The organism is Anoxybacillus tengchongensis (genome assembly GCF_014201585.1).
Taxonomy (GTDB): domain Bacteria; phylum Bacillota; class Bacilli; order Bacillales; family Anoxybacillaceae; genus Anoxybacillus; species Anoxybacillus tengchongensis.
Genome location: NZ_JACHES010000013.1, coordinates 1 through 26,042 on the forward strand (window position 1 = coordinate 1; position 26,042 = coordinate 26,042).

Annotated in this window: 28 protein-coding genes, 2 pseudogenes and 2 riboswitches; of the genes and pseudogenes, 16 read left to right on the top strand and 14 right to left on the bottom strand. The window is 40.1% G+C overall.

Annotated features, from left to right (window positions below; all coding sequences use genetic code 11):
- From HNQ82_RS14760 to HNQ82_RS12395, 3 genes and pseudogenes are all read right to left on the bottom strand, one after another.
- Window positions 1–128: pseudogene (locus HNQ82_RS14760) on the bottom strand (ISL3 family transposase); the annotation flags it as partial.
- A 54-nt stretch (window positions 129–182) separates the two neighbouring features.
- A complete protein-coding gene (gene dgt / locus HNQ82_RS12390) occupies window positions 183–1,109 on the bottom strand; it encodes a dGTP triphosphohydrolase (protein ID WP_183250026.1) in 927 nt (308 codons plus the stop codon).
- 196 nt (window positions 1,110–1,305) lie between these two features.
- Window positions 1,306–1,407: riboswitch (purine riboswitch) on the bottom strand.
- A gap of 325 nt (window positions 1,408–1,732) precedes the next feature.
- Window positions 1,733–3,072 (bottom strand): annotated as a pseudogene (locus HNQ82_RS12395) (ISLre2 family transposase).
- Between the two features lie 291 nt (window positions 3,073–3,363).
- Here HNQ82_RS12395 and HNQ82_RS12400 point away from each other — a divergent pair.
- Both HNQ82_RS12400 and HNQ82_RS12405 read left to right on the top strand, forming a co-directional pair.
- Complete coding sequence (locus HNQ82_RS12400; RefSeq protein WP_183250028.1) at window positions 3,364–3,867, top strand: hypothetical protein; 504 nt, start codon at window positions 3,364–3,366, stop codon at window positions 3,865–3,867.
- A gap of 20 nt (window positions 3,868–3,887) precedes the next feature.
- The gene (locus tag HNQ82_RS12405; protein ID WP_183250030.1) at window positions 3,888–4,664 is read left to right on the top strand and encodes a hypothetical protein; all 777 of its coding nucleotides are present in this window, start codon (window positions 3,888–3,890) and stop codon (window positions 4,662–4,664) included.
- Window positions 4,665–4,699: 35 nt separating this feature from the next.
- On the opposite strand, the gene HNQ82_RS12410 is transcribed toward HNQ82_RS12405, so the two are convergent.
- On the bottom strand, window positions 4,700–4,840 hold the full coding sequence (locus HNQ82_RS12410) for a hypothetical protein (protein WP_009361597.1): 141 nt from the start codon (window positions 4,838–4,840) through the stop codon (window positions 4,700–4,702).
- Window positions 4,841–4,850: 10 nt separating this feature from the next.
- The gene (locus HNQ82_RS12415; protein ID WP_003397789.1) at window positions 4,851–5,114 is read right to left on the bottom strand and encodes a YtzC family protein; all 264 of its coding nucleotides are present in this window, start codon (window positions 5,112–5,114) and stop codon (window positions 4,851–4,853) included.
- Between the two features lie 124 nt (window positions 5,115–5,238).
- Between HNQ82_RS12415 and mnmL the strand changes: the two genes are divergently transcribed.
- Window positions 5,239–6,189, top strand: a complete 951-nt coding sequence (gene mnmL, locus HNQ82_RS12420) for a tRNA modification radical SAM protein MnmL/YtqA (RefSeq protein WP_055440145.1) — start codon at window positions 5,239–5,241, stop codon at window positions 6,187–6,189.
- On the top strand, window positions 6,189–6,761 hold the full coding sequence (mnmM, locus tag HNQ82_RS12425; RefSeq protein ID WP_032100440.1) for a tRNA 5-(aminomethyl)-2-thiouridylate-methyltransferase MnmM: 573 nt from the start codon (window positions 6,189–6,191) through the stop codon (window positions 6,759–6,761). The genes mnmL and mnmM overlap by 1 nt, the downstream gene beginning before the upstream one ends.
- Before the next feature lie 41 nt (window positions 6,762–6,802).
- Here the strand turns inward: mnmM and HNQ82_RS12430 are convergent, their stop codons facing one another.
- From HNQ82_RS12430 to HNQ82_RS12440, 3 genes are read right to left on the bottom strand one after another with little or no spacing between them, the layout of a single operon-like run.
- Window positions 6,803–7,366 carry a Uma2 family endonuclease gene (locus tag HNQ82_RS12430; protein ID WP_032100441.1) on the bottom strand — a complete coding sequence of 188 codons (564 nt, stop codon included), beginning with the start codon at window positions 7,364–7,366 and terminating at the stop codon, window positions 6,803–6,805.
- A 42-nt stretch (window positions 7,367–7,408) separates the two neighbouring features.
- Window positions 7,409–8,479, bottom strand: a complete 1,071-nt coding sequence (locus HNQ82_RS12435; protein WP_183250032.1) for a tetraprenyl-beta-curcumene synthase family protein — start codon at window positions 8,477–8,479, stop codon at window positions 7,409–7,411.
- Window positions 8,454–9,272, bottom strand: coding sequence for an alpha/beta hydrolase (locus HNQ82_RS12440; protein WP_183250034.1), 819 nt, complete (start codon window positions 9,270–9,272; stop codon window positions 8,454–8,456). Before HNQ82_RS12440 ends, HNQ82_RS12435 begins: the two co-directional genes overlap by 26 nt.
- A gap of 82 nt (window positions 9,273–9,354) precedes the next feature.
- Here HNQ82_RS12440 and HNQ82_RS12445 point away from each other — a divergent pair, with 82 nt between their 5' ends.
- The 3 genes from HNQ82_RS12445 (at window position 9,355) to HNQ82_RS12455 (ending at window position 11,620) form a co-directional block, all read left to right on the top strand.
- Window positions 9,355–9,885 carry a gamma carbonic anhydrase gene (locus HNQ82_RS12445; RefSeq protein WP_183250036.1) on the top strand — a complete coding sequence of 177 codons (531 nt, stop codon included), beginning with the start codon at window positions 9,355–9,357 and terminating at the stop codon, window positions 9,883–9,885.
- Window positions 9,886–9,960: 75 nt separating this feature from the next.
- Window positions 9,961–10,479, top strand: coding sequence for a phosphatase PAP2 family protein (locus tag HNQ82_RS12450; protein ID WP_183250038.1), 519 nt, complete (start codon window positions 9,961–9,963; stop codon window positions 10,477–10,479).
- 13 nt (window positions 10,480–10,492) lie between these two features.
- Window positions 10,493–11,620 carry a glycosyltransferase family 4 protein gene (locus HNQ82_RS12455; RefSeq protein WP_183250040.1) on the top strand — a complete coding sequence of 376 codons (1,128 nt, stop codon included), beginning with the start codon at window positions 10,493–10,495 and terminating at the stop codon, window positions 11,618–11,620.
- Here the strand turns inward: HNQ82_RS12455 and asnB are convergent.
- Entirely contained in the window at window positions 11,611–13,500 is a 1,890-nt protein-coding gene (gene asnB / locus HNQ82_RS12460) for an asparagine synthase (glutamine-hydrolyzing) (protein ID WP_183250042.1), read from the bottom strand. The two genes, HNQ82_RS12455 and asnB, sit on opposite strands and share 10 nt — an antisense overlap.
- Before the next feature lie 62 nt (window positions 13,501–13,562).
- Window positions 13,563–14,768, bottom strand: a complete 1,206-nt coding sequence (gene metK, locus HNQ82_RS12465; RefSeq protein WP_004888955.1) for a methionine adenosyltransferase — start codon at window positions 14,766–14,768, stop codon at window positions 13,563–13,565.
- Between the two features lie 121 nt (window positions 14,769–14,889).
- Window positions 14,890–14,998: riboswitch (SAM riboswitch) on the bottom strand.
- Window positions 14,999–15,172: 174 nt separating this feature from the next.
- Between metK and pckA the strand changes: the two genes are divergently transcribed.
- The 5 genes from pckA (at window position 15,173) to HNQ82_RS12490 (ending at window position 20,327) form a co-directional block, all read left to right on the top strand.
- On the top strand, window positions 15,173–16,759 hold the full coding sequence (gene pckA, locus HNQ82_RS12470; RefSeq protein WP_183250044.1) for a phosphoenolpyruvate carboxykinase (ATP): 1,587 nt from the start codon (window positions 15,173–15,175) through the stop codon (window positions 16,757–16,759).
- Window positions 16,760–16,876: 117 nt separating this feature from the next.
- Entirely contained in the window at window positions 16,877–17,854 is a 978-nt protein-coding gene (locus tag HNQ82_RS12475) for an N-acetylmuramoyl-L-alanine amidase (RefSeq protein WP_183250046.1), read from the top strand.
- A 51-nt stretch (window positions 17,855–17,905) separates the two neighbouring features.
- Window positions 17,906–18,871, top strand: a complete 966-nt coding sequence (locus HNQ82_RS12480) for an energy-coupling factor ABC transporter permease (protein WP_183250048.1) — start codon at window positions 17,906–17,908, stop codon at window positions 18,869–18,871.
- The gene (locus tag HNQ82_RS12485) at window positions 18,868–19,602 is read left to right on the top strand and encodes an energy-coupling factor transporter transmembrane component T family protein (RefSeq protein ID WP_246349048.1); all 735 of its coding nucleotides are present in this window, start codon (window positions 18,868–18,870) and stop codon (window positions 19,600–19,602) included. The genes HNQ82_RS12480 and HNQ82_RS12485 overlap by 4 nt, the downstream gene beginning before the upstream one ends.
- Entirely contained in the window at window positions 19,602–20,327 is a 726-nt protein-coding gene (locus HNQ82_RS12490) for an energy-coupling factor ABC transporter ATP-binding protein (protein ID WP_246349050.1), read from the top strand. Before HNQ82_RS12485 ends, HNQ82_RS12490 begins: the two co-directional genes overlap by 1 nt.
- Before the next feature lie 65 nt (window positions 20,328–20,392).
- On the opposite strand, the gene desB is transcribed toward HNQ82_RS12490, so the two are convergent.
- Complete coding sequence (gene desB / locus HNQ82_RS12495; protein WP_183250103.1) at window positions 20,393–21,472, bottom strand: Delta(10) desaturase DesB; 1,080 nt, start codon at window positions 21,470–21,472, stop codon at window positions 20,393–20,395.
- 232 nt (window positions 21,473–21,704) lie between these two features.
- On the opposite strand from desB, the gene HNQ82_RS12500 reads away from it, so the two are divergent.
- From HNQ82_RS12500 to HNQ82_RS12515, 4 genes are all read left to right on the top strand, one after another.
- Window positions 21,705–21,947 carry a DUF2584 domain-containing protein gene (locus HNQ82_RS12500; RefSeq protein ID WP_055440158.1) on the top strand — a complete coding sequence of 81 codons (243 nt, stop codon included), beginning with the start codon at window positions 21,705–21,707 and terminating at the stop codon, window positions 21,945–21,947.
- A 100-nt stretch (window positions 21,948–22,047) separates the two neighbouring features.
- Window positions 22,048–23,025 (top strand): ABC transporter substrate-binding protein, encoded by a 978-nt coding sequence (locus HNQ82_RS12505; protein ID WP_183250054.1) that lies wholly within the window; start codon window positions 22,048–22,050, stop codon window positions 23,023–23,025.
- Window positions 23,026–23,034: 9 nt separating this feature from the next.
- Window positions 23,035–23,805 (top strand): ABC transporter ATP-binding protein, encoded by a 771-nt coding sequence (locus HNQ82_RS12510; protein ID WP_183250056.1) that lies wholly within the window; start codon window positions 23,035–23,037, stop codon window positions 23,803–23,805.
- The gene (locus tag HNQ82_RS12515; protein WP_183250059.1) at window positions 23,792–24,598 is read left to right on the top strand and encodes an ABC transporter permease; all 807 of its coding nucleotides are present in this window, start codon (window positions 23,792–23,794) and stop codon (window positions 24,596–24,598) included. Before HNQ82_RS12510 ends, HNQ82_RS12515 begins: the two co-directional genes overlap by 14 nt.
- Window positions 24,599–24,628: 30 nt before the next feature.
- Here HNQ82_RS12515 and ytkD read toward each other — a convergent pair whose 3' ends face one another.
- From ytkD to HNQ82_RS12530, 3 genes are all read right to left on the bottom strand, one after another.
- On the bottom strand, window positions 24,629–25,102 hold the full coding sequence (gene ytkD, locus HNQ82_RS12520; protein WP_183250105.1) for an RNA deprotection pyrophosphohydrolase: 474 nt from the start codon (window positions 25,100–25,102) through the stop codon (window positions 24,629–24,631).
- A 63-nt stretch (window positions 25,103–25,165) separates the two neighbouring features.
- The gene (locus HNQ82_RS12525; RefSeq protein WP_183250060.1) at window positions 25,166–25,474 is read right to left on the bottom strand and encodes a hydrolase; all 309 of its coding nucleotides are present in this window, start codon (window positions 25,472–25,474) and stop codon (window positions 25,166–25,168) included.
- A gap of 110 nt (window positions 25,475–25,584) precedes the next feature.
- Window positions 25,585–26,022: a Dps family protein gene (locus tag HNQ82_RS12530; RefSeq protein WP_055440162.1), complete on the bottom strand. Its 438-nt coding sequence runs from the start codon at window positions 26,020–26,022 to the stop codon at window positions 25,585–25,587.
- Window positions 26,023–26,042 lie beyond the last annotated feature (20 nt).

Sequence of the window (26,042 nt, forward strand, 5' to 3'; positions counted from 1 at the left end):
GTGGCAAACCCACAATGAGGGCAGCGTTCCTGTGTCTCTGTTTTCTCTACATGAATCGCATAACCATAGGAATGAAGTTCTTGTTTAATCACTTTCAATTCTGGCAATCCTAGTGGTATCGAAAGCACTTACGAGACCTCCTTAATGTTGATTTCACCACTAACATTATTGCCAGGATCTCGTCAGTGCTTTCTCTTTTTTGTCACTAAATCACAAAATTTGGTGATGAACCAAAATTCTAAGGAATCAATAAATTCAATAACAATTTTATTTAATGCATATCTTTCCCTAGATATTTGGCCAGATAAAAAATCTTCCAAGAAATTATCTTTGATTTCATTGAAAAGACAATTGATTATTCTCTCTAAATTATCAATATTCTTATAATTAGGGTTAGATGTTATACCTTCTAATATTAACGAAAGTATAGTATTTGAGTTTAAAATATTAGCAAATTGATTTCTACTAAAGAAACCCACCATGTCTTTTATATCGTAGATGGCATTAGAGATATCATCTGCGAGTTCAATTATATATTCTTCAATAACAGGTTGATTGTAAGTCTGGAGAATTTTATTTACAAAAATAGATGACTCCTGATAATATCCCTTAATTAAATTCGCTTCTTCTTCCCTTTTAAGAGGTATTACATTTTTATGTTTAAGAAGCGCGGCTACAGTTCTTAATGTAACATTATGAGATTCTTCAGTTACAATTCTTATTGTTTGAGCATTGGATTCAAATCCCCCAAAGCATTTCATTATATTATCAAGACTTCTTTCGGCACTATGACCAAAAGGAGGATGTCCTATATCATGCGCAAAGGTTGCCGCATGAATAAGATTTAAATCAATAGTTGGTAAATCATTTTTTAACAAATGATTGTTTACTCTTTCAGTAATTATTTCTGCGATTTCGTTGACTTCCAAAGAATGAATCAATCTATTCCGTAAATTATGGTTATGAGGAAATGGAATAAGTTGTGTTTTAGTATGTAAAATACGAAAGTATGGTGATCTTAGTATTCGTTGGTAATCGCATCTAAACTCTGAAATCGAAATCTTTTCTTGTTCTGGTGAAAATCTGCTTTTGTCATATTTTTTATACATTAACCTCTCCCACTCTACAAAAATAGTTTTCTGAATAAATAGTAAAAACCCAAGAGGATAGGTTTCTATTAATGTTTCACGAGTGAAAACCTATCCTCTTGGGTTGATGTCTTCGATACTATATGTACAACTTATAAATAGGTATATGAATCCCGTCCATATCCCTTCATCTTTCTTAATTACTGAATAAAATGGACTTAGATTCACTTTCACTCGTAGTCCAGCAATTTAAGGTTGCCGGGTAGAAACTCTCAGACCATATTTCTGAGGATATACGAGCAAGTTTTTATTAAAATATTCATTTTTATTAATAATTATATAGATTGTAAAAATTTATGTCAACAAAAAATGGAATTATAACCCGTGGTACTAGATAAAATCGAGTAAGCATAAAAATAGCCCTTGCCTGCGGATCTCCTGTAGAATGAAAGTGCTACCAAACATTCGAAAGGAGAATCCCCATGCAAGAGCACTTTCATTGTTTGAGTCAAGACTTTGTGGGAGATTTTTTTCTCGACCGATTTTATTGGTTATATATGGTTTTATGGACTTGTTTCATGTAAGCGCTTTTATCTACTCTTATCCTGTAGGTATGTGCCTATATCTGTGTTTTTAAAAACCTTTCAATGCTTGTAATACCTCGTAAATCGGTGTTCCTGAAGACTGATCGGTGTTCCTGAAGACTGACGGAAATACGGAATGTTGTCCCGAATCACTTCCTTCATTCGAGATGAGACGTGTTTCATTGCCTTTTTCACGATCGCTTCTCGTTTCGTTTCTTCTCGCTCTTCCACATGACATATGACTCCACGGCGTGTACGAATCGGTAACGTATCTTTGATGACGGTCATGGTCCGTAACATCGCATCAATTCCTGCATCCCTCCAACTTCGACCGTTTTTACTTCGCTTCGCAAACACATGCATCGTTCTTTCTGCACTGCCCATCGCTCGCATGTTCGTTGTATCTATCCCTTTTTCCTGCAGCCATATGCGCGATAGTCACTCAAACATCCAGGTAGCTCTTCGATCCGACGAACAAGTGCCTGTAATTGCCGTTCTTTCTCTTCGTCTCCCAGTGTTCCCACGGCACTTGTCAGCTCTTTTCATACCCCTTCTTCATCTTGTGAAGCCAGTGTTTTCCGTATCGCTCGGTATCCCGGATGATCACGAAACCATTGTCGGATATCCCTTGCAATATCCCCTCTATCTCCGAAATATTCACGACAACCTGTGATCCATGGGGCACCATCTCCATTGATGACGACCCAATCTTCTAGTGGATCATACCTATATTCTTTCACTAAGAAGCTCTCGACAGCTTCCCAGATTGGCTCATTCGTTTGATGAACATAGTAGCGTCGGTTCACCAAAGAAACTCGTTTGCCGTTTTTCTCCCATCCTTGGTGAATCGTCACAATTTTCTCTTCTTTTCCTTTCATGCGGCTTCGTTGCCGTTTGACGTATAGTCCGTCTGCCTCAATGAAAAATACCCGACCTTTTTTCTCCATCTTGCGGTGTCCAACGACTTCAGCCTCGACAATCAACTGACGAATCGTTTCGTGGCTCATGCACGCATATCCCACCAATTTCTCTAAGGACTGGGCAGCTTGTCGATACGATGAACCTGTCACTGCCAGATGAATCGCTATTTCTTCTAACAACGGACTGACTCCATGTGCCCCCTCAAACTGAAGAAAAGCATCCAACAAGCAGATATACTCCTGTTTTTCCCGATCGAAGTAGTAGTTCCGCTTGACTTCCAATTCCCCAAACATCGTCTGCATCCGTATCATCCGCTTATCTTTGAGCGCGTATCGTTTTTTATCTCGTTTTTCCGCCAATGTGCGGTCGATATCCTCCAACACCTGTTGAAGCAGTTGACCATATTCTTTTTGCATATGCCGAAACAAAGATTGTTCAATGTCTTTCCATGTGACTCCATTTGTGATATAATCCTGCATGGGCTCCACTCCTTTCTTTGGTTGTTTTTTTTCGCACTTTCTACCTTACAGGAGGAGAGCCCATTTTTCATCTATTTTGCTTACGTATGTGACAGGTTTCTAATTTGTATAAATCAGGAACCTGTCTTCTTTTCTCCCACAAATATTTTACTCATACTAAGTGTTGTTTCATAACTAAACAATATAACAAATTTTCATATAAATAAAAATTCAAAATTTTATTTACTTTTTATTACTTTTTTTTTATAATTAAGGTGTTTTATAATAAATTTTAGAAAGGAAGGATAAATAATGAAAAATTTACACCTATTCTTTTTATTTTTCATTCTTGTTTTTATATCCCCAATCTCTTCATTGGCTCAGAAACCCCAAGGAGATGACTCGGATTGTATCGTTTGTGGTGAAGCAACATATAAAGTTACAAAAATTAGTGGTCCTTCTCTTGTTACTGAAAAGTTTCAAACTTATTTAACCTCAGCATGGGCCTACTCTGACCGCTATGTATGGTCAGAAACTACTACAACTACGTTACAAATTACAGGTGGAGCAACCTTTGATATCACTGAAGCTATTAAAAATCAACTTAACCTAAGTTGGTCGAAAAGCAAATCTTATTCTGTAGCTATTCAAATTCCTGCAGATAAAAATAAATACTCAAAGCTTGGATTATTTGGTGATTTTAATAAATACTATGTAAAAGTAGTAAAAGATAAATTTGGTCAAGAAACAACCTCCCACCATGACGCATACGAGCCAACTTCAACTCATTATTTAAAAGTAGTTTACAAAAACTAATCTAAAAGGTAGTAGTGCTTATGATTAAAAAATCTTTTCTCATTTTCTGTACACTCGTTAGTTTTCTTATTCTCGGATGCCAGTCGGAACACATAAAAGGATTTATTGTTTTTGGAAAATGGGACGGTGTATATGTAGCCAAAAAAGATGATCCTTTCGTTCTTAATTTCATTTTATTAAGTGACAGCCCTCTAACAAACGTAACATCTATCGACTTTCCTGAAATCTCACACGCAATCGAGGACATGCAATATGATCTTATCAAAGGTGATAAATATAAAGACTTTCAATTATTTAACATCGCTGTAAATTTACGTTTAAAAGAAACAAATAGCGCGACACTATCTAAAATAACTCTCATATTTGATCAAAAATATAAAGAGACATTCCCGATCGGTCAAATTAAGTTAGCTGTAGACGAGAAAGGAATATTTACTCCACAAAATGAGTATGTGACAGCTTATCCAAATACGCAATTTTTTCAAGCAAAGCTGAAAAACATTTCAAAGCATACGATCCAAATAAAGCGTGTAACTGTAGAAAACACTTATTTACAGACAAAAGATGTAAAAATAAACGATAAATCGGAAAAACAGAGTGTAAGTCCAAACGAAACAATAAATATGTATTTTACTCTTGCTGAAAAGACAGAACAAAACGCTCATTTTTATATTATTACACCAAAAATTGAATATGAATTAGCAGGAGAAGCATCAAGCACATATATTGATCCTGTTTTTTACGGTGTGACAAACCTTACCAAAGAAAAACTAGATGACATTTTGAAACAAAACTAAACTATCCCCACCCGGAGCATGTCCGAGTGGGGAAATTATGTTTCATTATGATATTCTGCTTTCGCTTCTTGCCCTTTTTTCGCATTCCTTTGTTTCACTTCTTTTATCGGATCACCGAAATCTTTCGCATGCAACGTTTTTTGTTCTGGATTGTTTTGTTTCGAACGTTTTTTCATCGTTTTCCTCCTAGTGACGAAGTAAAATCATATCGTTTTGTAATTGTTCAAGCTGCAGGCGCATGCGATGTAATTGTTCGCGCTGTTGGGCGTTACAACTTAACGAAAAATGCGCCAAATCGGTCACCGCATGTTCAAGCATTTGCTGTGCTTTTACATATTCTGTATCGTTATAATGTTCAAGCTTGCTCGCTTCCGTATATTGCTCTTTCGCGTAGCGAAGCACATCTTCACAATGCTGCAAAAATTCATCCATCGACTGTCTTGTTGCCATACGCATCCCTTCCTTTCTTCTCTATCGCTTTATAGTTTGTACATTTTCTTGTCATTTATCACAGCACCATTGAGTTTCACGCTTGAAACGTGCTACAATGCTAAAATGATGCGAGGTGATAAATATGAATCCTTTTCCATATACAAACGACAATAAACGGTACCACACATGGAATTATCATTTACGCCAAACGTTCGGTGAAAAAGTGTTTAAAGTGTCGCTTGATGCAGGATTTGACTGTCCAAATCGCGACGGTACGGTCGCATACGGCGGTTGCACATTTTGTAGCGCTGCGGGTTCCGGTGACTTTGCTGGCAGACGAACGGACGATTTAGTGACACAATTTCATACGATTAAAGAAAAAATGCATACGAAATGGAGAGATGGCAAATACATTGCCTATTTTCAAGCGTTCACAAATACGCACGCTCCTGTTGACGTATTGCGTGAAAAATACGAAACCGTATTACATTTAGAAGGGGTCGTCGGTTTATCAATCGCGACACGACCTGACTGTTTGCCGGATGATGTCGTTGACTATTTAGCCGAATTGAATGAGCGAACGTATTTATGGGTCGAGCTTGGCTTGCAAACTGTTCATGAACAAACAGCTGCTTTAATTAACCGAGCACATGACTTTTCATGTTATGTAGAAGGGGTACAAAAGCTACGCAAACACGGCATTCGTGTTTGTGCTCATATTATTAACGGATTGCCGCTTGAAACGTACGACATGATGATGGAAACAGCAAAGGCGGTCGCGCATTTAGATGTGCAAGGGATTAAAATACATTTGCTTCATTTGTTAAAAGGAACACCAATGGTAAAACAATATGAAAAAGGAATGCTTCGCTTTTTAACGTTCGATGAGTATGTTCAACTCGTTTGCGATCAGTTAGAAGTATTGCCGCCAGAAATGATCGTTCATCGCATTACAGGAGATGGTCCAATCGATTTAATGATCGGTCCGATGTGGAGCGTCAACAAATGGGAAGTGTTAAACGCTATCGATGCTGAACTAGAGCGACGTAATAGTTATCAAGGAAAAAAATATGTGCGAAAGGAAGAAAGATGATGAAACTAATGCGCATTTTACCGTTTGCGCGCTCGCTCATCGATTTAGCGGTCAAAGAAGGGGATATCGTCGTCGATGCAACGGTTGGTAACGGTCATGATACGCTTTACTTAGCTGAACGTGTCGGACCGTCTGGACATGTGTTCGGGTTCGACATTCAAGCACAAGCGATTGAAAACACGACAAAACGATTGCGCGAACATCATATGGAATCACGGGTCACGCTTGTGCAAGCAAGCCACGCAGAACTTTATGTGCATATTCCCTCCGAATATAAAGGGCGCATTACCGGAGCGATGTTTAATCTCGGCTATTTGCCCGGGGGAGATAAACAAATTGTCACAAGGCCAAACTCAACGATTGCTGCCATTGAACAGTTGCTCGACATCATGGCTCCTGAAGGAGTCATTGTACTCGTGATTTACCACGGTCATCCTGAAGGAGCGATCGAACGGGATGCCCTTTTGCAATACGTCTCAGCAATCGATCAACAACGCGCGCATGTCATTCGATACGAATTTATGAATCAAGTCAACTATCCACCGTTTATCGTCGCGATTGAGAAGAGGTAAAAAAGTAGCGATCGGTTCTCCCTATCGCTACTTTTGTTTAGTTAGTGAAATATTTCTTCTAAATCAACAAACAAATCCGAAAAGTAAACAGATTGAACAATCCCTATGCTCACCTTAATATCTGCCTGCTCATACAACCCGTCTTCATTTAATGCATAAACGGTAACTGCTTGTTTCATCGGATTAACGATCCAATATTCTTTTACACCATATTCCATATATAAATTAAATTTCGTTACTAAATCATGCGCTTGATTGGAAGGGCTCAATATTTCAACAATTAACGTTGGAACGCCAACATATTTTGTGTCTGTAAATCCTGATGGATCACAAATAATGCTTAAATCAGGAATGACAAGTTTTCGCTCAGAACATTTCTCACTCACTAATTCAATATCCGTTGGAGCCGCAAATACTTTACATGTCTTTCTTTTTAAATAATTCCCAAATATCGTATGAAGATTGCTCGATACAAGTTGATGCTGAATGCTAGGCGAAGGAGTCATATAAACAACACCATTAATGTATTCTAACCTTTCATCACTATTTTGGCGCATCATTAAATATTGTTCATACGTCACATGCGAAAAGCGAGGCAACGACATGATCATCCCTCTTTTCTTTTCTTTCATTATATAGCAATTTTCTCATACATACATCCATCTTTGCCATTTTCGATACATTCTGCCGTTCCAATAAAAGAAGTGAGATGTCATGCCACCAGCGCGCAACAATTGTTTCGCTAGCTTACGAATGGTTTCTTGCCCATGCACTTTTTCATCTGATAAATATAATCCGAGCAAACCACGATGAATAAAGCGATGAAATTCACGATGCGGCAACTGCGCAATATGGCGTTCTGCTTCTTCAACGAAATGGCATAAACGAGCAAATAATGTCTCCTCATTTGGATAATAAAAACAAAAGTTTAAATCTCCACCTTGCCGATCTTCTTCTTGATCAATGAAATAATCAAGCAAAATATGCAATCCTTGTACATATGGAAAATAGCTATTCCGTACCCGTTCAGCGAGACGAATATCAAACGAGTCGTTATAAGCGTAAGCGACTAAACAAAAAATACCGAGCGTCGAACCAGAACAGGCGGAAAATTCGTACCACTCCATTTTCGGCAACGATGCTTCATGCTTAGCGAACCATTGCTTCAAGCGCGGAATACGCTCTTCCTCTTTTACATGTTTATGTACTTGTAAGTCACAATAATATGATGCAAGTTCATGTAAAAATGGAGCAATGACGTCATAATGTTTCACTTCTTGTAACATTTCTTGGCACGTATCGACAAGAGCATGCAAATAGCCACCGTCCTCTTGTTCGGCACGATAGCGATAATACGCCTCTTTTTTTGCGCCGATAGTTAACGCATGGATCATCGAATCGTGCAACGCACGAAAATCGGTCGGATCAAGCGACGTGCTGCGATCGCATAAATTATCTAAATAATCACTAATCGTTTGATAAGCAACGATAAAACGAATGCATCGCTCCATTTCTTTTCCTGCAAGTAAAGATAAAATGGCGCCTCCCTCACAATGAAACGTTTTTGTTGCGATGCTCGCTAACGCTTGTTTGCGCAATTCTTCATCTGGAATAGCTTCTGCTCTTTTTTTCCAAATAGCTAGTTCGCGGTGAACGAGCGGAAAAACACGACGGTATACAGCTCGCATGAGACTAAACGGATTTGTTGGAACGTTCAATGAGTTCACTCCTTTGCAGTTGCAAAGTTAAAAACGTATGGGCATATAAAAATACTTGTTCACGTTCAAGTTCGTTAAAAATTTCGTGATATAGCTTTGGCCATTCTTTATACACTTTTTCGCTTACCGTCAGCTGATCAAACCATGATTTCACTGCACTTTTATCGACAATTTTGTCATCCCCCGCCTGCATGACAAGCATTGGCACGTCTGGCAAGTCTGCCATTTTTTCGTGCGCGATACGAATCGCCTTCACTAACTCGCGATACCAACGAACAGACACTTTTGTTACATATAATGAATCGTTTTTATCCATCTCACGCACTTCTTCATTTCGTGTTGCCATTTCTACCGTTAATCCAGATGGAAACCGCTTTTTCGGATGAATGACATTTAAAATGCGCGAGGCGATTTCAAGTGCTTTGGACGGATAATGAACGAGCCCTAAACATGGAGAAGATAAAATGACACCGCGCACAGGAAGACGCTTTTCTTGCAATGTACGAATAACAATGAGCCCACCCATGCTGTGACCGAGTAAAAAAATAGGCTGTTCATACACGCTTGCTTCATGAACCCAACTTGCGACTGCTTCAATATATTCGTCAAATGAATCGATATGTCCTCTTCGACTGCGTGATGTCGTTCCTTGCCCCGGTAAATCTCCTGCAACAACGTGAAAACCGTGCATGCGAAACATTTCAATCAACCATTTATAACGACCGTGATGCTCAGCTGCACCGTGAACGATCACGATCGTTCCTTTCGCGTTTTCTCCTTCCCATTTCCACATATACTGCCCCCCTTTATATTTACGAATAGCCGAAAAATTTGTACACTAAATATAACAAATTGAAACGAAAGGAACGAGTCAAATGATTTATCCTTATAAAGAACATACACCAAACATTGCACCTTCCGCCTTTATTGCAGATTATGTCACAATTACAGGCGATGTAACGATTGGAGAGGAAACGAGCGTTTGGTTTAACACGGTCATTCGCGGAGATGTCGCGCCGACAATCATCGGTAACCGTGTAAACATTCAAGACAACTCTGTCCTTCATCAAAGTCCAAACAATCCACTCATCATTGAAGATGATGTCACCGTTGGTCATCAAGTCATTTTACATAGTGCGATCATTAGAAAAGGCGCTCTCGTCGGCATGGGTTCGATCGTTTTAGACGGTGCTGAAATTGGTGAAGGTGCGTTTATCGGTGCTGGCAGCCTCGTGCCTCAAGGGAAAAAAATCCCTCCTCGCACACTCGCATTCGGACGCCCAGCGAAAGTGATTCGTGAACTAACTGAAGAAGATGAGCGTGAAATGGCACGCATTCGCCGCGAATATGTTGAAAAAGGACAATATTATAAGTCGCTTCAATTAAACAAACCACGCAATAAATAAGAGCGTGGTATTTTTACATTGTTTTATTATTGACTTAACATATATATTTTATCATAAATTCAGGGGGATTTGCTTATGTTACGAAAATGGTACGATTGGGAATGCAAGTTGTTTTACAGCATTAATCGTTATTTTGATCGGAAATGGCTAAACGCCTATTTTCGTTCGATTACACACATCGGAGGCGCAACATTTTCAATTACAGCGGTTATGCTAGCCATTTGGTTATTGCATGATGAATGGCGCGATACTGCTATCGCAAGTGCGATCGCCTTAGCACTTAGCCATATTCCTGTCGCAATAATGAAAAAAATGTATCCTCGCAAACGACCGTATATTTCACTGCATAACACGAAAGTAACAAAAAACCCATTAACTGACCATTCATTTCCATCAGGACATACGACGGCCACATTCTCTGTCGTTATTCCATTTTTATTATACGCTCCACCATTAATGATTTGGCTGTTGCCGATCGCATGTAGTGTCGCTGTTTCGCGCATTTATTTAGGGCTCCATTATCCGTCTGATGTGCTTGCTGGTTGTATGCTCGGTACGTTGTTTGGCGTCGCTTCATTTTCTGTCATTTTATAAGGGAGGAATGGGCATGAAAATTGCTTTATTCACTGACACATTCGCCCCTGAAGTAAACGGGGTAGCCCGTACATTAAAAAGATGGGTCGATTTTTTAGAAAACCACCAAGTTGAATACCGCGTTTTCGCTCCGGAAACGCGGTCAGAAGATGTTTCGACAAATTGTATTTATCACTTCAAAAGCTTTCGTTTTTTTCTTTATCCCGAATGTCGTTTGGCAATCCCAAACATGATGACTATAAGAGAGCAGCTAGAGCAATTTCGACCAACGCTCATCCACATTGCTACTCCATTTAATATTGGTTTGTGTGGTTTGCATTATGCCAAAAAAATGAATATCCCCTTCGTCGCTTCTTATCATACCCATTTTGATCAATACTTACACTACTACAACCTCGATTTTTTATCACCGTGGCTTTGGCGTTATATGCATTGGTTTCATCGTTCTGCCGAAAAAATTTTCATCCCTTCTGAAGAAACGCTCAATCACTTGCAACAGCGTGGCTTTACAAACTTACACATTTGGTCGCGTGGCGTCGATTGCACAACGTTTTATCCGAGAGAAGACAACCAGCCATTTCGACAAGCATATGGCATTACTGAACCGTATATCGTTTTATATGTCGGACGGTTAGCGCGGGAAAAAAATGTCGATTTACTCATCCAACTCGCCAAACAAATGCCATCTTCTATTCGTTGGATGATCGTTGGAGACGGACCGCTAAAAGGGCAATTACAACAAGTAGCTCCAAGCAATGTGACGTTTACAGGTTTTTTAAGCGGAGAGGCACTCGCTGAAGCATATGCATTCGCAGATGTACTAGCATTTCCATCACCAACAGAAACGTTTGGCAATGTCGTATTAGAATCATTCGCATCAGGAACTCCTGTTGTTTGCGCAAATCGTGGTGGCGTAACAACAATTGTGAAAGAGCAACAAACAGGTTTATTGTGCCCTCCTCATGATTTAAACGCTTGGCGAGCAGCAATTGAATATATGTTAGAAAATAAAGAAAAACGAAAACAAATGGGGAAAGCCGCTCGGGAATACGCAAAAACGAAAGACTGGAACAGCATATTCACCGAACTTCTTTCCCACTATGAACAAGTGATGCATAAACGCGAGTCTCGTTACGCGTAAGAGCGAAGAAGTGGAGATAGCTTTGCAAAATCGTACTTTTCTTCTACGTACACGGCATGCCAAACGATAAACATCAGTACCGTCCATAATTTTCGACTATAATCGGCTTTTCCTGTCGCATGGTCATTAAGCAACTGCAAAAGAACATGCTTATGGAATAAATGATTCGTTTCACTTTGTTGGATCATCGTTTTTGCCCAATCGTACAACTCATCTTTTAACCAATGACGAATCGGAACAGGAAAACCGAGTTTTTTACGATGCAATACGTGATCTGGAACAATGCCTTCTGCCACTTTCCGCAATATATACTTTGTTGTACCGTTAGCTGTTTTCAAGTGAGCAGGTATATGTTTAGCCACAGCGAACACTTCTTTATCTAAAAACGGGACACGCAACTCAAGCGAATGAGCCATCGTCATTTTGTCAGCCTTTAACAAAATATCTCCACATAACCACGTATGCAAATCGACATATTGCATTTGTTCGACGGGATCGTATAACGCTGTTTCATCATATAAATGTTTCGTTACGTTCGTATATTTCCAATCGCTCTTGTATCCTTTTAATATAAGGGCTTTTTCTTTTTCCTCAAACATTTTTGCGTTGCCAATATATCTATCACGCAATGGTGTCGTACCGCGTTCAATAAAACTTTTTCCTTTCACTCCTTCTGGAAGAAGACGAGCGAGCATGCGTAATACATGCTTCATCGGCTGAGGGAGATGATTAAACAGGCGTAAAGAATGTGGTTCACGGTAAATATTGTAACCTCCAAATAATTCATCTGCCCCTTCACCTGATAAAACGACCGTCACACGCTTTCTCGCTTCACGAGCGACAAAATAAAGCGGGACAGCGGCAGGATCAGCAAGTGGGTCATCCATATGCCACATAATACGTGGAAGTGCTTGTACGTATTCTTCTGGAGAAATAATATAGCTGTAATGTCGAACATGTAGCTGATCAGCTGTTTCTTTCGCCACATCTATTTCACTAAACCCTTCTCGGGCAAATCCAACCGAAAATGTCTCGAGCTGCGGATGAAATTGTTTAGCTATCGCAACAACAAGGGAAGAATCAATCCCACCGGATAAAAAAGAACCGACAGGCACATCGCTACGCATATGCACTTCAATCGATTTGAATAGTGCATCGCGAATATCACTAATCCACTTTTCTTCTGATTGATGGATCGGCGTAAATGTTGGGGTAAAATAACGAACAAACATTGGTTGCTCGCCAATTTTTTTCTTGATATAATGCCCAGGCTTCAGTCTACAAATATTTCCTGTCATTGTAAGTGGCTCTGGCACATATTGAAACGTTAAATAATGATGGAGTGCTTCTCTGTTGATATCTCCATCAATTGCTAATAAGAGGCTTTTCTTTTCCGAAGCAACGAGAAGACGATCATCTTCAATCGTATAAAAAAATGGCTTAATACCAAACGGATCGCGTGCAGCAAATACTATTTTTTCTTCTTTATCCCAAATGACGAAAGCAAACATACCGCGCAATTGCTGAACACAAGCCTCTTTTGTTTCAGCATATAACGCTAAAATAACTTCTGTATCTGAATGTGTCGTAAATTTATATCCTTTTTGCTCAAGTTGCTCGCGCAGTTCAATATAGTTGTAAATTTCTCCATTAAAAATAATCCAATATCGATCATTTTCATAGGAAAGCGGCTGATGACCTGCCTCTAAATCAATAATGCTCAGACGACGAAAAGCAAAATGCACATGCTCATCGAAAAAATATCCTTCGTCATCTGGTCCACGATGAATAATCGCATCATTCATCTGACGAAACGTTTGTTTCCATTCACCGCATATTTGATTTGGTTGATCATATATAACCCCAACAAAGCCACACATGTTTTCACCCCGTTTCACTAACAAATAGAGAGAGCTACATGTCGTAACTCTCTCCCTTTTTCTTACTTCGCTAACTGTAACGCTTGTTGTTTTAATGCTTCTGCTTTATCAGTACGCTCCCAAGGAAGATCAATATCTGTGCGACCAAAGTGACCGTAAGCAGCTGTTTGTTTGTAAATTGGACGGCGAAGATCAAGCATTTTGATGATGCCTGCTGGGCGAAGGTCAAAATTGTTGCGCACCACTTCAATTAATACATCTTCAGATACTTTACCTGTGCCGAACGTATCAATGGAAATTGATACTGGTTGCGCCACACCGATCGCATACGCTAACTGCACTTCACATTTATCTGCAAGACCTGCTGCAACGATGTTTTTCGCTACGTAACGAGCGGCATATGCTGCCGAACGGTCTACTTTCGTTGGGTCTTTTCCTGAGAATGCTCCACCACCGTGACGAGCATAACCACCGTACGTGTCAACGATAATTTTGCGTCCTGTTAACCCTGCATCACCTTGTGGGCCGCCGATAACGAAACGACCTGTTGGGTTAATGAAATATTTTGTGTTTTCATCGATCAACTCCGCTGGAACAACAGGTTGAATGACATGCTCTTTAATGTTGCGTACAATTTGATCTTGTGTAATTTCTGGATGATGTTGTGTAGAAACAACGATCGTATCGATACGTACAGGTTTGCCGTTTTCATCATACTCCACTGTCACTTGCGTTTTTCCGTCTGGACGTAAATAAGGTAAGATATCTTCTTTCCGCACTTCAGCTAGACGGCGCGCAAGTTTATGTGCGAGCGAAATTGGAAGCGGCATAAGCTCTTTCGTTTCGTTGCACGCGAAGCCAAACATTAATCCTTGGTCACCTGCACCGATCGCCTCGATTTCTTCATCTGTCATTTGCCCTTCACGAGCTTCTAACGCTTTGTCAACACCCATCGCAATATCTGGAGATTGCTCATCAATTGATGTTAATACAGCGCACGTATCTGCATCAAAGCCGTATTTTGCGCGCGTATAGCCAATTTCACGAATCGTTTCACGGACAATTTTCGGAATATCTACATATGTAGATGTTGTAATTTCCCCGCTCACTAAAACAAGCCCTGTTGTTACGCTCGTTTCACACGCAACACGCGCATTTGGATCATTCGCTAAAATCGCATCTAAAATCGCATCGGAAATTTGGTCACAAATTTTATCCGGATGCCCTTCCGTTACAGATTCAGACGTAAACAGACGACGTTTAGGCATTCAAACATTCCTCCTCAATAATAATGACAAATGATACGGTACTCATCCCTCTTATTATGGTCTATCGTGAAAAAAACCTTTCCTTCAGAGGAAAGGTTTTTGCATTTGTCTGCGCCTTTCACTCTTATCGTTCAAGGGCGTTCCCTTGCCACAGGTTAGCACCTTTTCACATACGTGACGGTTGCTGGGTTTCATCGGGCCTGTCTCCCTCCACCAACTCGGGATAAGAGTATCCGTTCATCTCAGCATCATATCACATATATCATCAGCGAGTCAACGTTTTTTCTACTGTAATGATTTTGAAAATAAATTCAAGAAAAATACACGAATTAGTATGGACTATTTATTAAAATGTGTTATACTTTTTACATAAAGATAAATCAAACAAAGGTAGGTTTTGTCCAATGAATTCCATTGAACTGACAAACAAATTATCGACACTCTTACAAAGGGATGGGGTTTTTCATAACTTATCTGTACCACGACTAGTAGAGAAGGTATTAACTCGGAAAGAAGGCATTCTTACTTTATCAGGAGCGATTTGTGCAACAACAGGAAAATATACAGGTCGCTCCCCGAAAGATAAATATATTGTCGAAGAGCCATCCGTGAAACATAAAATTGATTGGGGAACTGTCAATCAGCCAATTTCTGAAGAAGTATTTGATAAACTTTACAACAAAGTGATCGATTATTTAATGACAAAGGAAGAACTGTTTGTATTTAATGGCTTTGCAGGCGCTGATCCAGCTTATCGTTTGCCAATTCAAGTTGTCAACGAATTTGCTTGGCATAACTTATTCGCCCATCAGTTGTTCATTCGTCCAACACAGGAAGAATTACAAGCGCATGAGTCACAATTTACAGTCATTTCTGCTCCAACATTTAAAGCCGATCCAGCTGTTGACGGCACGCGTTCGGAAACGTTTATTATCATCTCATTTGAACGTCGCACTGTGCTAATTGGTGGGACAGAATATGCAGGCGAAATGAAAAAATCAATTTTCTCAGTCATGAACTTCTTATTGCCAGAGCAAGGAATCTTCCCGATGCACTGCTCAGCAAACGTTGGTCAAGAAGGAGATGTCGCGCTCTTTTTCGGTTTATCAGGCACAGGAAAGACGACGCTCTCTGCCGATCCAAACCGTCGCTTAATTGGCGATGATGAGCACGGTTGGTCAAACAACGGTGTCTTTAATATTGAAGGCGGATGTTATGCTAAGTGCATTAACTTATCACGTGAAAAAGAGCCACAAATTTTTGACGCGATTCGCTTCGGTTCCGTATTAGAAAACGTCATGATTGACCCAGATACGCGCATACCAAACTATGACGATGCGACGTTAACTGAAAATACACGTGCCGCATACCCGCTTGAAGCAATGGATAACATCGTTCAGCCAAGCGTTGCTGGCCACCCGCATACAATTGTCTTTTTAACAGCAGATGCGTTCGGTGTATTGCCACCAATTAGCAAACTAACAAAAGAGCAAGCAATGTATCATTTCTTAAGCGGGTATACAAGCAAGTTAGCGGGTACAGAGCGCGGAATTACAGCACCAGAAGCAACGTTCTCTACATGCTTCGGCTCGCCGTTTCTACCGCTTCCAGCAACACGATATGCAGACATGCTCGGACAAAAAATCGATGCTCACGACGTTCAAGTCTTTTTAGTGAACACCGGTTGGACTGGTGGTGGATACGGCGTTGGTGAACGAATGAAGCTGTCGTATACGCGCGCAATGGTGAAAGCAGCATTAGAAGGAGAGTTAAATAACGTAGAAACCATTCAAGATCCTATTTTTGGATTACACATTCCACTTCACGTCCCAGGTGTCCCTGATGAAGTGCTACAACCAAAAAGCACATGGGCGGATCAAGCAGAGTACGAACAAAAAGCAAAAGAACTTGCGGCGAAGTTCCGCGAAAACTTCAAGAAATTCAAAAACGTTGACCCACGCATTGAACAGTTCGGTGGACCAATTGGATAAACGACAAAAGCTGCCTGCTTATTCGGCAGCTTTTTTCATTTTTAATGACTTCGTACAAACCATTTTTACTATGAAACATATAGTAGTATATAGAAATGAACAAAAGGAGGATACAAAATGAATGGACTATTGGCTCTCCCGCAATTAAAAGATATACGCCATCTTCTCCCTACTCGTTCTGGACAGTCGTACAAAAAAACAACATTGCAGCAAAAAACACATATTATTATTCATCATAGTTTAACGAAAACAGGCTCGGCATTTGCATTTGCTAATTATCATGTTAGCAAGGGGTGGCCAGGAATCGGATACCATTTTGTTATTGAACAAGACGGAACGATTCATTTTTGCAACGATTTAGAAACAATTAGCTACCACGTTGGCAATCATAATTCATACTGCATTGGCATTTGTTTAACAGGGGATTTTCGCACACAACAACCGACAAATGAGCAAAAACAATCATTGAAAGCATTATACAAAACACTTGTCAGCATCTTGCCGAACTATAAAGATGTAAAAGGACACAACGAGCTGAAAGGATATGAATGGAAACAATGTCCGTGCTTTAACTACTTAGAAGTACTAAATGAAAAAGAAAACGTCACTGTTCAGATCAAAGAAGAAGTAAAACAATATACCGTTCAACAAGGAGATACGTTATGGGCAATTAGCCAAAAAACAGGAGTAAGTGTAAAAACGTTACTTCGTCTAAATCCAGACATCAATCCTCGAACATTACAGCCTAGCCAACAAATAATTATCGAAAAGAGAGTAAACAAATCAGAAGTCAAGTCTCCATCTCAATCGTTCAATCAACCACTAAAACAGCAAAATCCAATTGAACAACTAATAAGCAAACTTCCGAATAGAGTATTACGATACGGTGATCGTGGTGAAGACGTGCGCATCTTACAACAAGCACTAAACGCAATCAATTTCAAATGTGGAGCAGAAGACGGGATATTCGGTAAAAAAACGTTAGATGCTGTGAAACGAGTCAATCTCATGTTTTCTGGTGGAAATAAAAATGGTGTTTATGACGAAAAGACGAAAAATTATGTAATAAGTAAGCTAAAAGAAAAAATAAAATAGCTTTTCATCGTACATCTCCCCTATAATAAAACATGAGGGGGGATATTAGCGATGCATATGGCAGATGCGCTCATTTCACCTACGGTAGGAATGGCGATGTGGGGGGCTACAGCAGGTATAGCAGGCTACTCATTAAAAAAATTGAACATTGAAGCTGATGAAAAAAAGCTGCCACTTATGGGAGTGCTCGGAGCATTTGTATTTGCCGCGCAAATGATTAACTTTGCTATTCCAGGTACAGGATCGAGCGGACATTTAGGAGGCGGACTGTTGCTTGCCGTTTTGCTCGGTCCGTATGCAGCATTTTTAACGTTATCCGTCGTTTTATTTATACAAGCACTCTTTTTCGCAGATGGTGGACTGTTAGCTTTCGGATGTAACGTGCTTAATCTCGGCTTTTACACATGTTTTATCGCGTATCCGTTATATAAGCAGCTCATTCGTCGAACGAACATATGGTTCGCCTCCATCATCGCTGCTGTCGTTGGATTACAACTCGGTGCATTTAGTGTCGTCGTTCAAACATTGTTGTCAGGCAAAGTCGAGCTTCCATTTACAACTTTCACATTATTTATGCAACCTATTCACTTAGCGATTGGCATTGTAGAAGGAATAGCTACAGCTACTGTTATCTCCTTTGTTACAAAAACAAAACCAGAGCTTTCACCAACAATAGAGGCACCAATGAATCGCCTCATCGGGACGCTCGGTTTGCTCGCTCTCATCATTGGTGGCATTTTTTCATCCATCGCTTCTTCTAAGCCAGATGGATTAGAGTGGTCTATTTTTCATACGATCGGTACGGATGAACTGCATGCAACAACAGCAATTCATCACGCGTTTGAACGTCTCCAGCAATCGCTTGCTTTGCTTCCTGACTACAATCTGAAAAGCGGAGGCGCATCGATCGGATGGTTAGATATCGGGACAAGTATTTCTGGTATTATCGGTGCATTCATTGTTGCTGTAGCAATCATGGCGCCATACATTATTAAAAAATGGAGAAGAGAAGCTTGATCTATCCACATATGCTAAACATTGTGCAACGACGTAATATTCATCCGCTAAGTACACTAATTATAACGTTTACATACATCTTCGTCGTTGCATCATTTCATTCATATGCTTTTATTGAAATGATACCGTTATCGCTTTACCCGATCGCCATGATCATCTTTTGTCGCCTTTCCATTCGTCATATAAAACACGTACTCATCGCTTCATTGCCATTTGCTACAGTCATAGGAGTTTCGCAATTGCTTTTTATTGATGAACATATATTATTTTTCCATTGGTACATCGAAGCAAGATGGATGGCATTTTCTACATTTGTTTTAAAAAACACACTTGCAATACTTGCAGCAACCGTTTTATTTTTAACTACACCGATTGAACAACTTGCTGGTGCGCTCCTTTCTTTGCGCATTCCACGCTTTCTCGTTATTCAATTGCTTTTGACACATCGATACATTTTTTTATTTTTAGAGGAAGCAAAACGCCTTCGCGAGGCGTACATGTTGCGAGCCCCACGCCATCGCGCTATCAAACTATCCGTTTGGGGATCGCTCGTTGGACATTTACTTTTACGAACTTTCGATCGCGCTGAGCGCGTGTATGAAGCAATGACGTTGCGAGGCTTTTCTATTCAACATATGCATATAAAAATAAAACGATGGACAACGGAAGAGATGATATATACATATGTAACGGTTATATTGTTCATCGTTTATCGTTTGGTGGTCATATGATGATAAGTGTATCGAATGTTTTCTACGTATATCCAGATGGTCATGAAGCCATTCGCGATCTTTCCTTTTCGGTTCAAAAGGGAGAAAGCATTGGAATTATTGGAGCAAACGGGGCAGGGAAATCAACGTTATTAAAACTGCTCGTCGGATTATATACACCACAAAGTGGATGCATTGTCATTGACAACATGCGCATGTCAAAACAAACGTTACGACATATTCGTCAAATTGTCGGCTTTACATTTCAACAAGCAGACGATCAATTATTTATGCCGACTGTCTACGATGATGTCGCATTCGCACTTCGCAATGACGGCATAAATGAAAATGAAGTAAACCAACGGGTAGCAAATGCTTTAACGATTGTTGGTGCTATGCATTTAAAAGATCGTCCACCTTATCGTTTGTCTGAAGGGGAAAAACGACTCGTCACTATAGCAACTGTGCTTGCAATGAAACCAAAAATTTTGCTGATGGATGAACCGACGGCGGCGTTAGATCCAAAAGCGCGGCGAACGCTCATTCACCTCGTTCAAGAGTTGCCACACACAAAAATTGTAACGACACATGACCTTGACTTTGTACTTGAGTGTTGTGAGCGAACGATTGTACTTGCAAACGGAACGATCGTATACGACGGTCCGACAGAAAACGTATTAACGAACGAACCGTTTTTACATGAACATCACTTAGAGCTCCCTCTTATGCTCCAAAAGAAAAAATAAGGCGTGGCTCATTGCCCACGTCTTATCTTTATTCTACAAACAAAAAAAGCGCCCATATATGACGCTTATTTTTGTTTGACCATTTTTTCTAAAACATTTTCTTTCACTTTATGAGAAAGATCATTTATATTCAATCCATTTCCGAGCGTTCCGTATACGTATCCTTCGCGTGGTTCGATGAGTTCTGTTTGCTCATGATAAAGCCGCGGCGTTTTCCATAGGGCAATCAATGCTTTTGTCATCGGCATTTCATGATAACGATCCGGCCATAGTTGCTTAATATATTGTTTAACTAGCGGATAATATTTTGAACTCATTGCTGGGAATAAATGATGTTCTGTATGGTGTGAAAAGTTAAAATGCAACACATCAACCCATTTCGGCACAATAACTGTTAAGCTATTAGCTAGCGGATCGTTAACCGGAACGAGTGGATTTAAGCGATGATTCGTTGAAATGTACCCCATAACGATCGCATTTCCAATAAGCAATGGAAGAACGAACGCAAAAAGCCATTTTTCCACTCCGATCATCAACAATAACCCAATCCATATCGACCAAGGTAATACAAACTGCCAAAATACAGCCCGACGACTGCCCCGTTCAAACTCCTTCCAAAAGTGAAGAAGCATATGAAGTGAATGAACCGTAAACATCCCTGCTAAAGACAAAAATGAGAAAAACGCACGAATCGGAAACGGAATGCGGTAAATCCAGCGAAGAAAACGACTTTGAGCTAAACGTTTGATCGTCGGCCACGCATCTGGGTCGAGCTCCTCATGTTGAGTATGCACATGATGCGTTGCGTTATGCCACTTTCTCCATAACTTTGGACCTGTGCAAAGTGGCAAAAATGCGATACCACCTAATAAATCACGAAGCCATGCTCTCTTTACGACCGTTCCATGCAAAATTTCATGTCCTAAAAACCCTAAACCTGCAAAACAAAACCCAATAACAATCGAAAGCAATCCGTTCCATAACCAATGTAGATCAAATAAAGAAATCGTGACAATGCTACTAACTAAAACGAGCATGTAAGCAAGGCCACCGAACAGACGAGATGGAACAGGACGGAACGCTTCCTCAGGCAAATACGGGGCAATGCGAGCCGCGTACCACCCAAATGAATGAAATTGTTTCATCAATAAAAAAACTCCCCTCATACGTAAACACTTCGCTTCAAAAAGAAATGAATATTCTAATATCTCTTTTTAAAGCTTATTGCCATCGTATCATTTACATTCTTGTCCTGTCAACAGAATTTATTACTAGGTAATATGATTTATTTATATTATGTAGTTACAAAATATGAAATGTAGTTGTGTAATTGTCATAAATGTGTTTCAATGAAGGTAAAAATGTGGGGTGATCCATATGGGTATGCCGTTAGAGATTCAAACGATGATCGTCACGAACGGAAAAGAAAAACGAATCGAACATAATCTATTCACTTTGCAAAAAGAAGGCTATCGTCTATATCCGCTTGATATCCCATTAGAAGTAAGACGAACAAAACACGGAGAAGCAACAGGGCAAGCTGTTGTCAAAAAACTTGTTCTTGAAAACGAGACAACGATCGTTACATATGAATTGATTTCCTTACATTCGATTAATTAAACCGTCGTGTCATCTGTCACGGCGGTTTTCTTTTTCGGGCATTCACACATTTTTATTAGGCGCATACGATAAAGCAAACGAAAGGAAAGAGGGGAAGAAGATGCGAAAATGGGGGTTTTTGCTCATTGTTTTGACGTTTTTACTCGCGGCTTGCTCATCAAATGATGTAAAAACGTTGCGCATTGCCGAAGTCACTCGATCAATTTTTTACGCTCCACAATACGTGGCAATTGAGAAAGGTTTTTTTGCTGAAGAAGGGCTTCATATTGAGCTAAATACAACGTGGGGCGGCGATAAAACAATGACGACGCTTTTATCGAACGGAGCAGATATTGCACTTGTCGGTTCCGAAACATCTATTTACGTATACAGTCAAGGAGCCGTTGATCCGGTCATCAATTTCGCGCAATTGACACAAACCGATGGTACATTTTTAGTTTCCCGCGAACCAATCGCCAACTTCACTTGGGATCAACTGAAAGGAAGGACATTTTTAGGGCAACGAAAAGGCGGTATGCCGCAAATGGTCGGAGAGTATGTCTTGAAGCAACACGGAATCGATCCACATAAAGACTTACATCTCATTCAAAATATTGAATTCGCAAATATCGCCAATGCATTTGCGAGCGGCACAGGCGATTTCGTCCAACTATTTGAGCCCACTGCTAGCATTTTTGAACAAGAAGGAAAAGGGTATATTGTCGCTTCGTTCGGAACAGAATCTGGACACCTCCCGTACACAACATTTATGGCAAAACAAAGTTTTATTGACGAAAATAAAGATGTCATCGAAAAATTTACACGTGCCCTCTATAAAGCACAGAAATGGGTGCAAACACACGATGCAAAGGAAATTGCAACAGTCATTCGGCCATACTTTGAAAATACGGATATCGCTCTTATTGAAAAAGTCGTCGAGCGCTATAAAAATCAAGGCTCATATGCAACTGATCCGATTTTAGACGAAGAAGAGTGGAACCATCTTCAAAACGTGATGAAAGAAGCAAATGAGTTACCATCTTACATTGATCACTCGATTTTAGTGAATACATCGTTCGCTGAAAAAGCAAAAAAGTAGGTGAACATCATGCCCATTTTAACAATTGATCAAGTGATGCACGCCTACGTCACAAATCAATCTGCCGTATTAGCGCTTGACCATTTATCGCTCAATGTCGAGAGGGGAGAATTTCTCTCCTTCCTCGGCCCAAGCGGCTGTGGAAAAACGACGCTTCTTTCCATTGTTGCTGGATTGATCACCCCGACAAAAGGGCGTGTGCTGATCGAAGGAAAAGAGATACACACAATGCGCCAAACGATTGGATATATGCTCCAACATGATTATTTGTTCCCGTGGAAAACGATTGAACAAAACGTCACACTCGGATTAAAACTAACGGGCAAATATAGCGAGAAAACGAAGAAACAAACGCTCGCCTTATTGCACCAAATCGGTCTGCGCGATGTCGATGACCGCTATCCGAATGAATTGTCAGGAGGAATGCGCCAGCGTGCCGCCCTCGTACGTACACTTGCAACCGATCCGAAAATATTGTTGTTAGATGAACCTTTTTCTGCGCTCGATTATCAAACAAAACTTAAACTAGAAGATCTCGTATGGGAGACGTTAAAACAATATAGAAAAACGGCACTTCTCGTCACGCACGATATTGGTGAAGCCATTGCAATGAGCGATCGGATCGTTTTATTTACCGCTAGACCAGGAAAAATTCAAAAAATCGTTACCGTTCCAGATTCATTAAGAGCTTGTACACCGTTTCAAGCTCGTCAACATCCAGATTTTCCACCGCTCTTTCAAATGATTTGGAAGGAGTTAGAGAGCATTGAACAAACATGAATGGTTGCAACGTATATACGATCAGTATATGGCATATGAAAAACGTGAAAAACGGATTGTCCGCTTTTTTCAAACGATCATTGTCATTGCATTTTTCAGCTTATGGGAAATCGCAAGCCGTTTTCATTGGATCGATCCTCTTTTATTTAGCTCACCGTCCTCAATTTGGCATTTGTTTATGACAAAAATACGCGATCACACATTGCTTTCACATACAACTGTCACATTAACAGAAACCATACTCGGCTTTATTGTTGGCACGATGATTGGCGTTTGTTTTGCTGCAATACTTTGGTGGTTTCCTCGCGTCTCAAAAATTGTTGATCCGTACTTAGTCATTTTAAACGCCATGCCAAAAGTAGCACTTGGCCCGATTTTCATCGTCGCACTCGGTCCAAATATGACATCGATTGTCGCGATGGGAGCGATCATTTCGATCATTATTACAACGATTGTCGTTTACACCTCGTTTACAGAAGTAGATGCAAATTATATGAAAGTACTTCAAACGTTCGGTGCAACGAAGCGACAATGGTTTACAGAAGCCATTTTACCTGCTTCCTTTCCGACCATTATTTCAACGCTAAAAGTGAACGTTGGCTTATCTTGGGTCGGTGTCATCGTCGGTGAATTTCTTGTTTCGAAACAAGGGCTCGGCTATATGATTATTTACGGATTCCAAGTGTTTAACTTTACGCTCGTTTTATTAAGTTTGCTTATGATCGCTTTACTCTCTAGCATCATGTACCAGCTTGTCGGTTGGCTTGAAAAAAAATTAATAAAACGCGCATAACCCCACGCACAAAGAAAAAGCGGTGGGGTTTTAAATCATTCCCCGCCGCTGTAACTCTTGTTTCGTATATGCCCATACGCCATCTTTCATAATAAAACTAAACCGTCCGTCTGTCGTTACATCATCTGGTATGTGCTCGATTTGTACAGGACCGTTTGTTTCAAAATACGACTCTCTCTGTTCAAGAAAAGCTACGTAGGCAAAATAAATATTTTTTACGATCGTTTCATTTGGGCGTTTCACTTCATACTGTCCGATATACGTGATCGTTTGAACAATGCCCCCTGCTTCTTCTCTTACCTCGCGAATGGCAGCCTGTTCCGCCGTTTCTCCTTCTTCTACTTTGCCACCTGGAAACTCCCAGCCGCGTATTTCGTGATTTGTCAACAGCCAATGGTTATCGTAACGGCAAATGACAAATACATGTTTCGGGTGTCTTGAAAAAGGATGGTCAGAAAAAGAAAGGCGAACATCATATCCGTAATAATCTTGAAATACTATCATCACCGTCTACCCTCAACTGCATGTTTTCTTTATTGTACCACACAGTTCAATCGCTGACAGCTTTTATAGCTCTATCACACCCATCGTTTCAATTTGCCTTTTCGCTTCTTCATCTCCAAGTTCATAAATGAGCTCGTACACTTTTTTCATTGCATGATCATAACCATCATTTGGACGGTCATAATGGTATTGCACATATGGCACATGTGCGCGCCAAAATGATTGCCAATCGGATGAATACATTTCATCAAAATACTCACGTAGTTGAATGATTTCTTCATCTGTCGCCTCAATTCGAAATTCCCACGGCGAAGCCGTTTTCACTTGTGAAATTTCGCCATGCGCCACCGAAACATAATACGTTTTTTTCATCGCCCCACCTCTTTTCGATTTGTTACGGTTAGTGTGAGTCGATCCATTTCTTTTCATGCAACGAAAGCATAAAACGCTCGACAAAACACAAAAAGGTGGGATTCCCCACCTTATCCAAGAAACGATTTTAACATCCATACGTGCTTTTCTAAACTTTGATGAATGCCTAAAAGCATATCACCTGTCGTTTCATCATCAATTTCTCCCGCATAGTTCATGCCATCTTTTAACTCTTGAATCATCGTTTCAAAATCGCGAACGATTTCTTCCACCATTTCTTCTGCTGTTTCATTTCCTTTTGCTTCATGTACAGAAGCTGCCGCTAAATAATCTTTCATCGTCGCTAACGGTTTTCCGCCTAACGCCAACAGACGCTCAGCCAACTCGTCGATATGTAGCGCTGCTTCATTGTATAACTCTTCAAATTTTGTGTGCAATGTAAAAAACTGTGGTCCTTTCACATACCAATGATAGTTGTGTAGCTTCACATAAAGCACGTTCCAATTTGCAATTTGTTTATTAACTATGTCAATTAATTTCTCTTTCACGCTTATTCCCTCCTTAACTA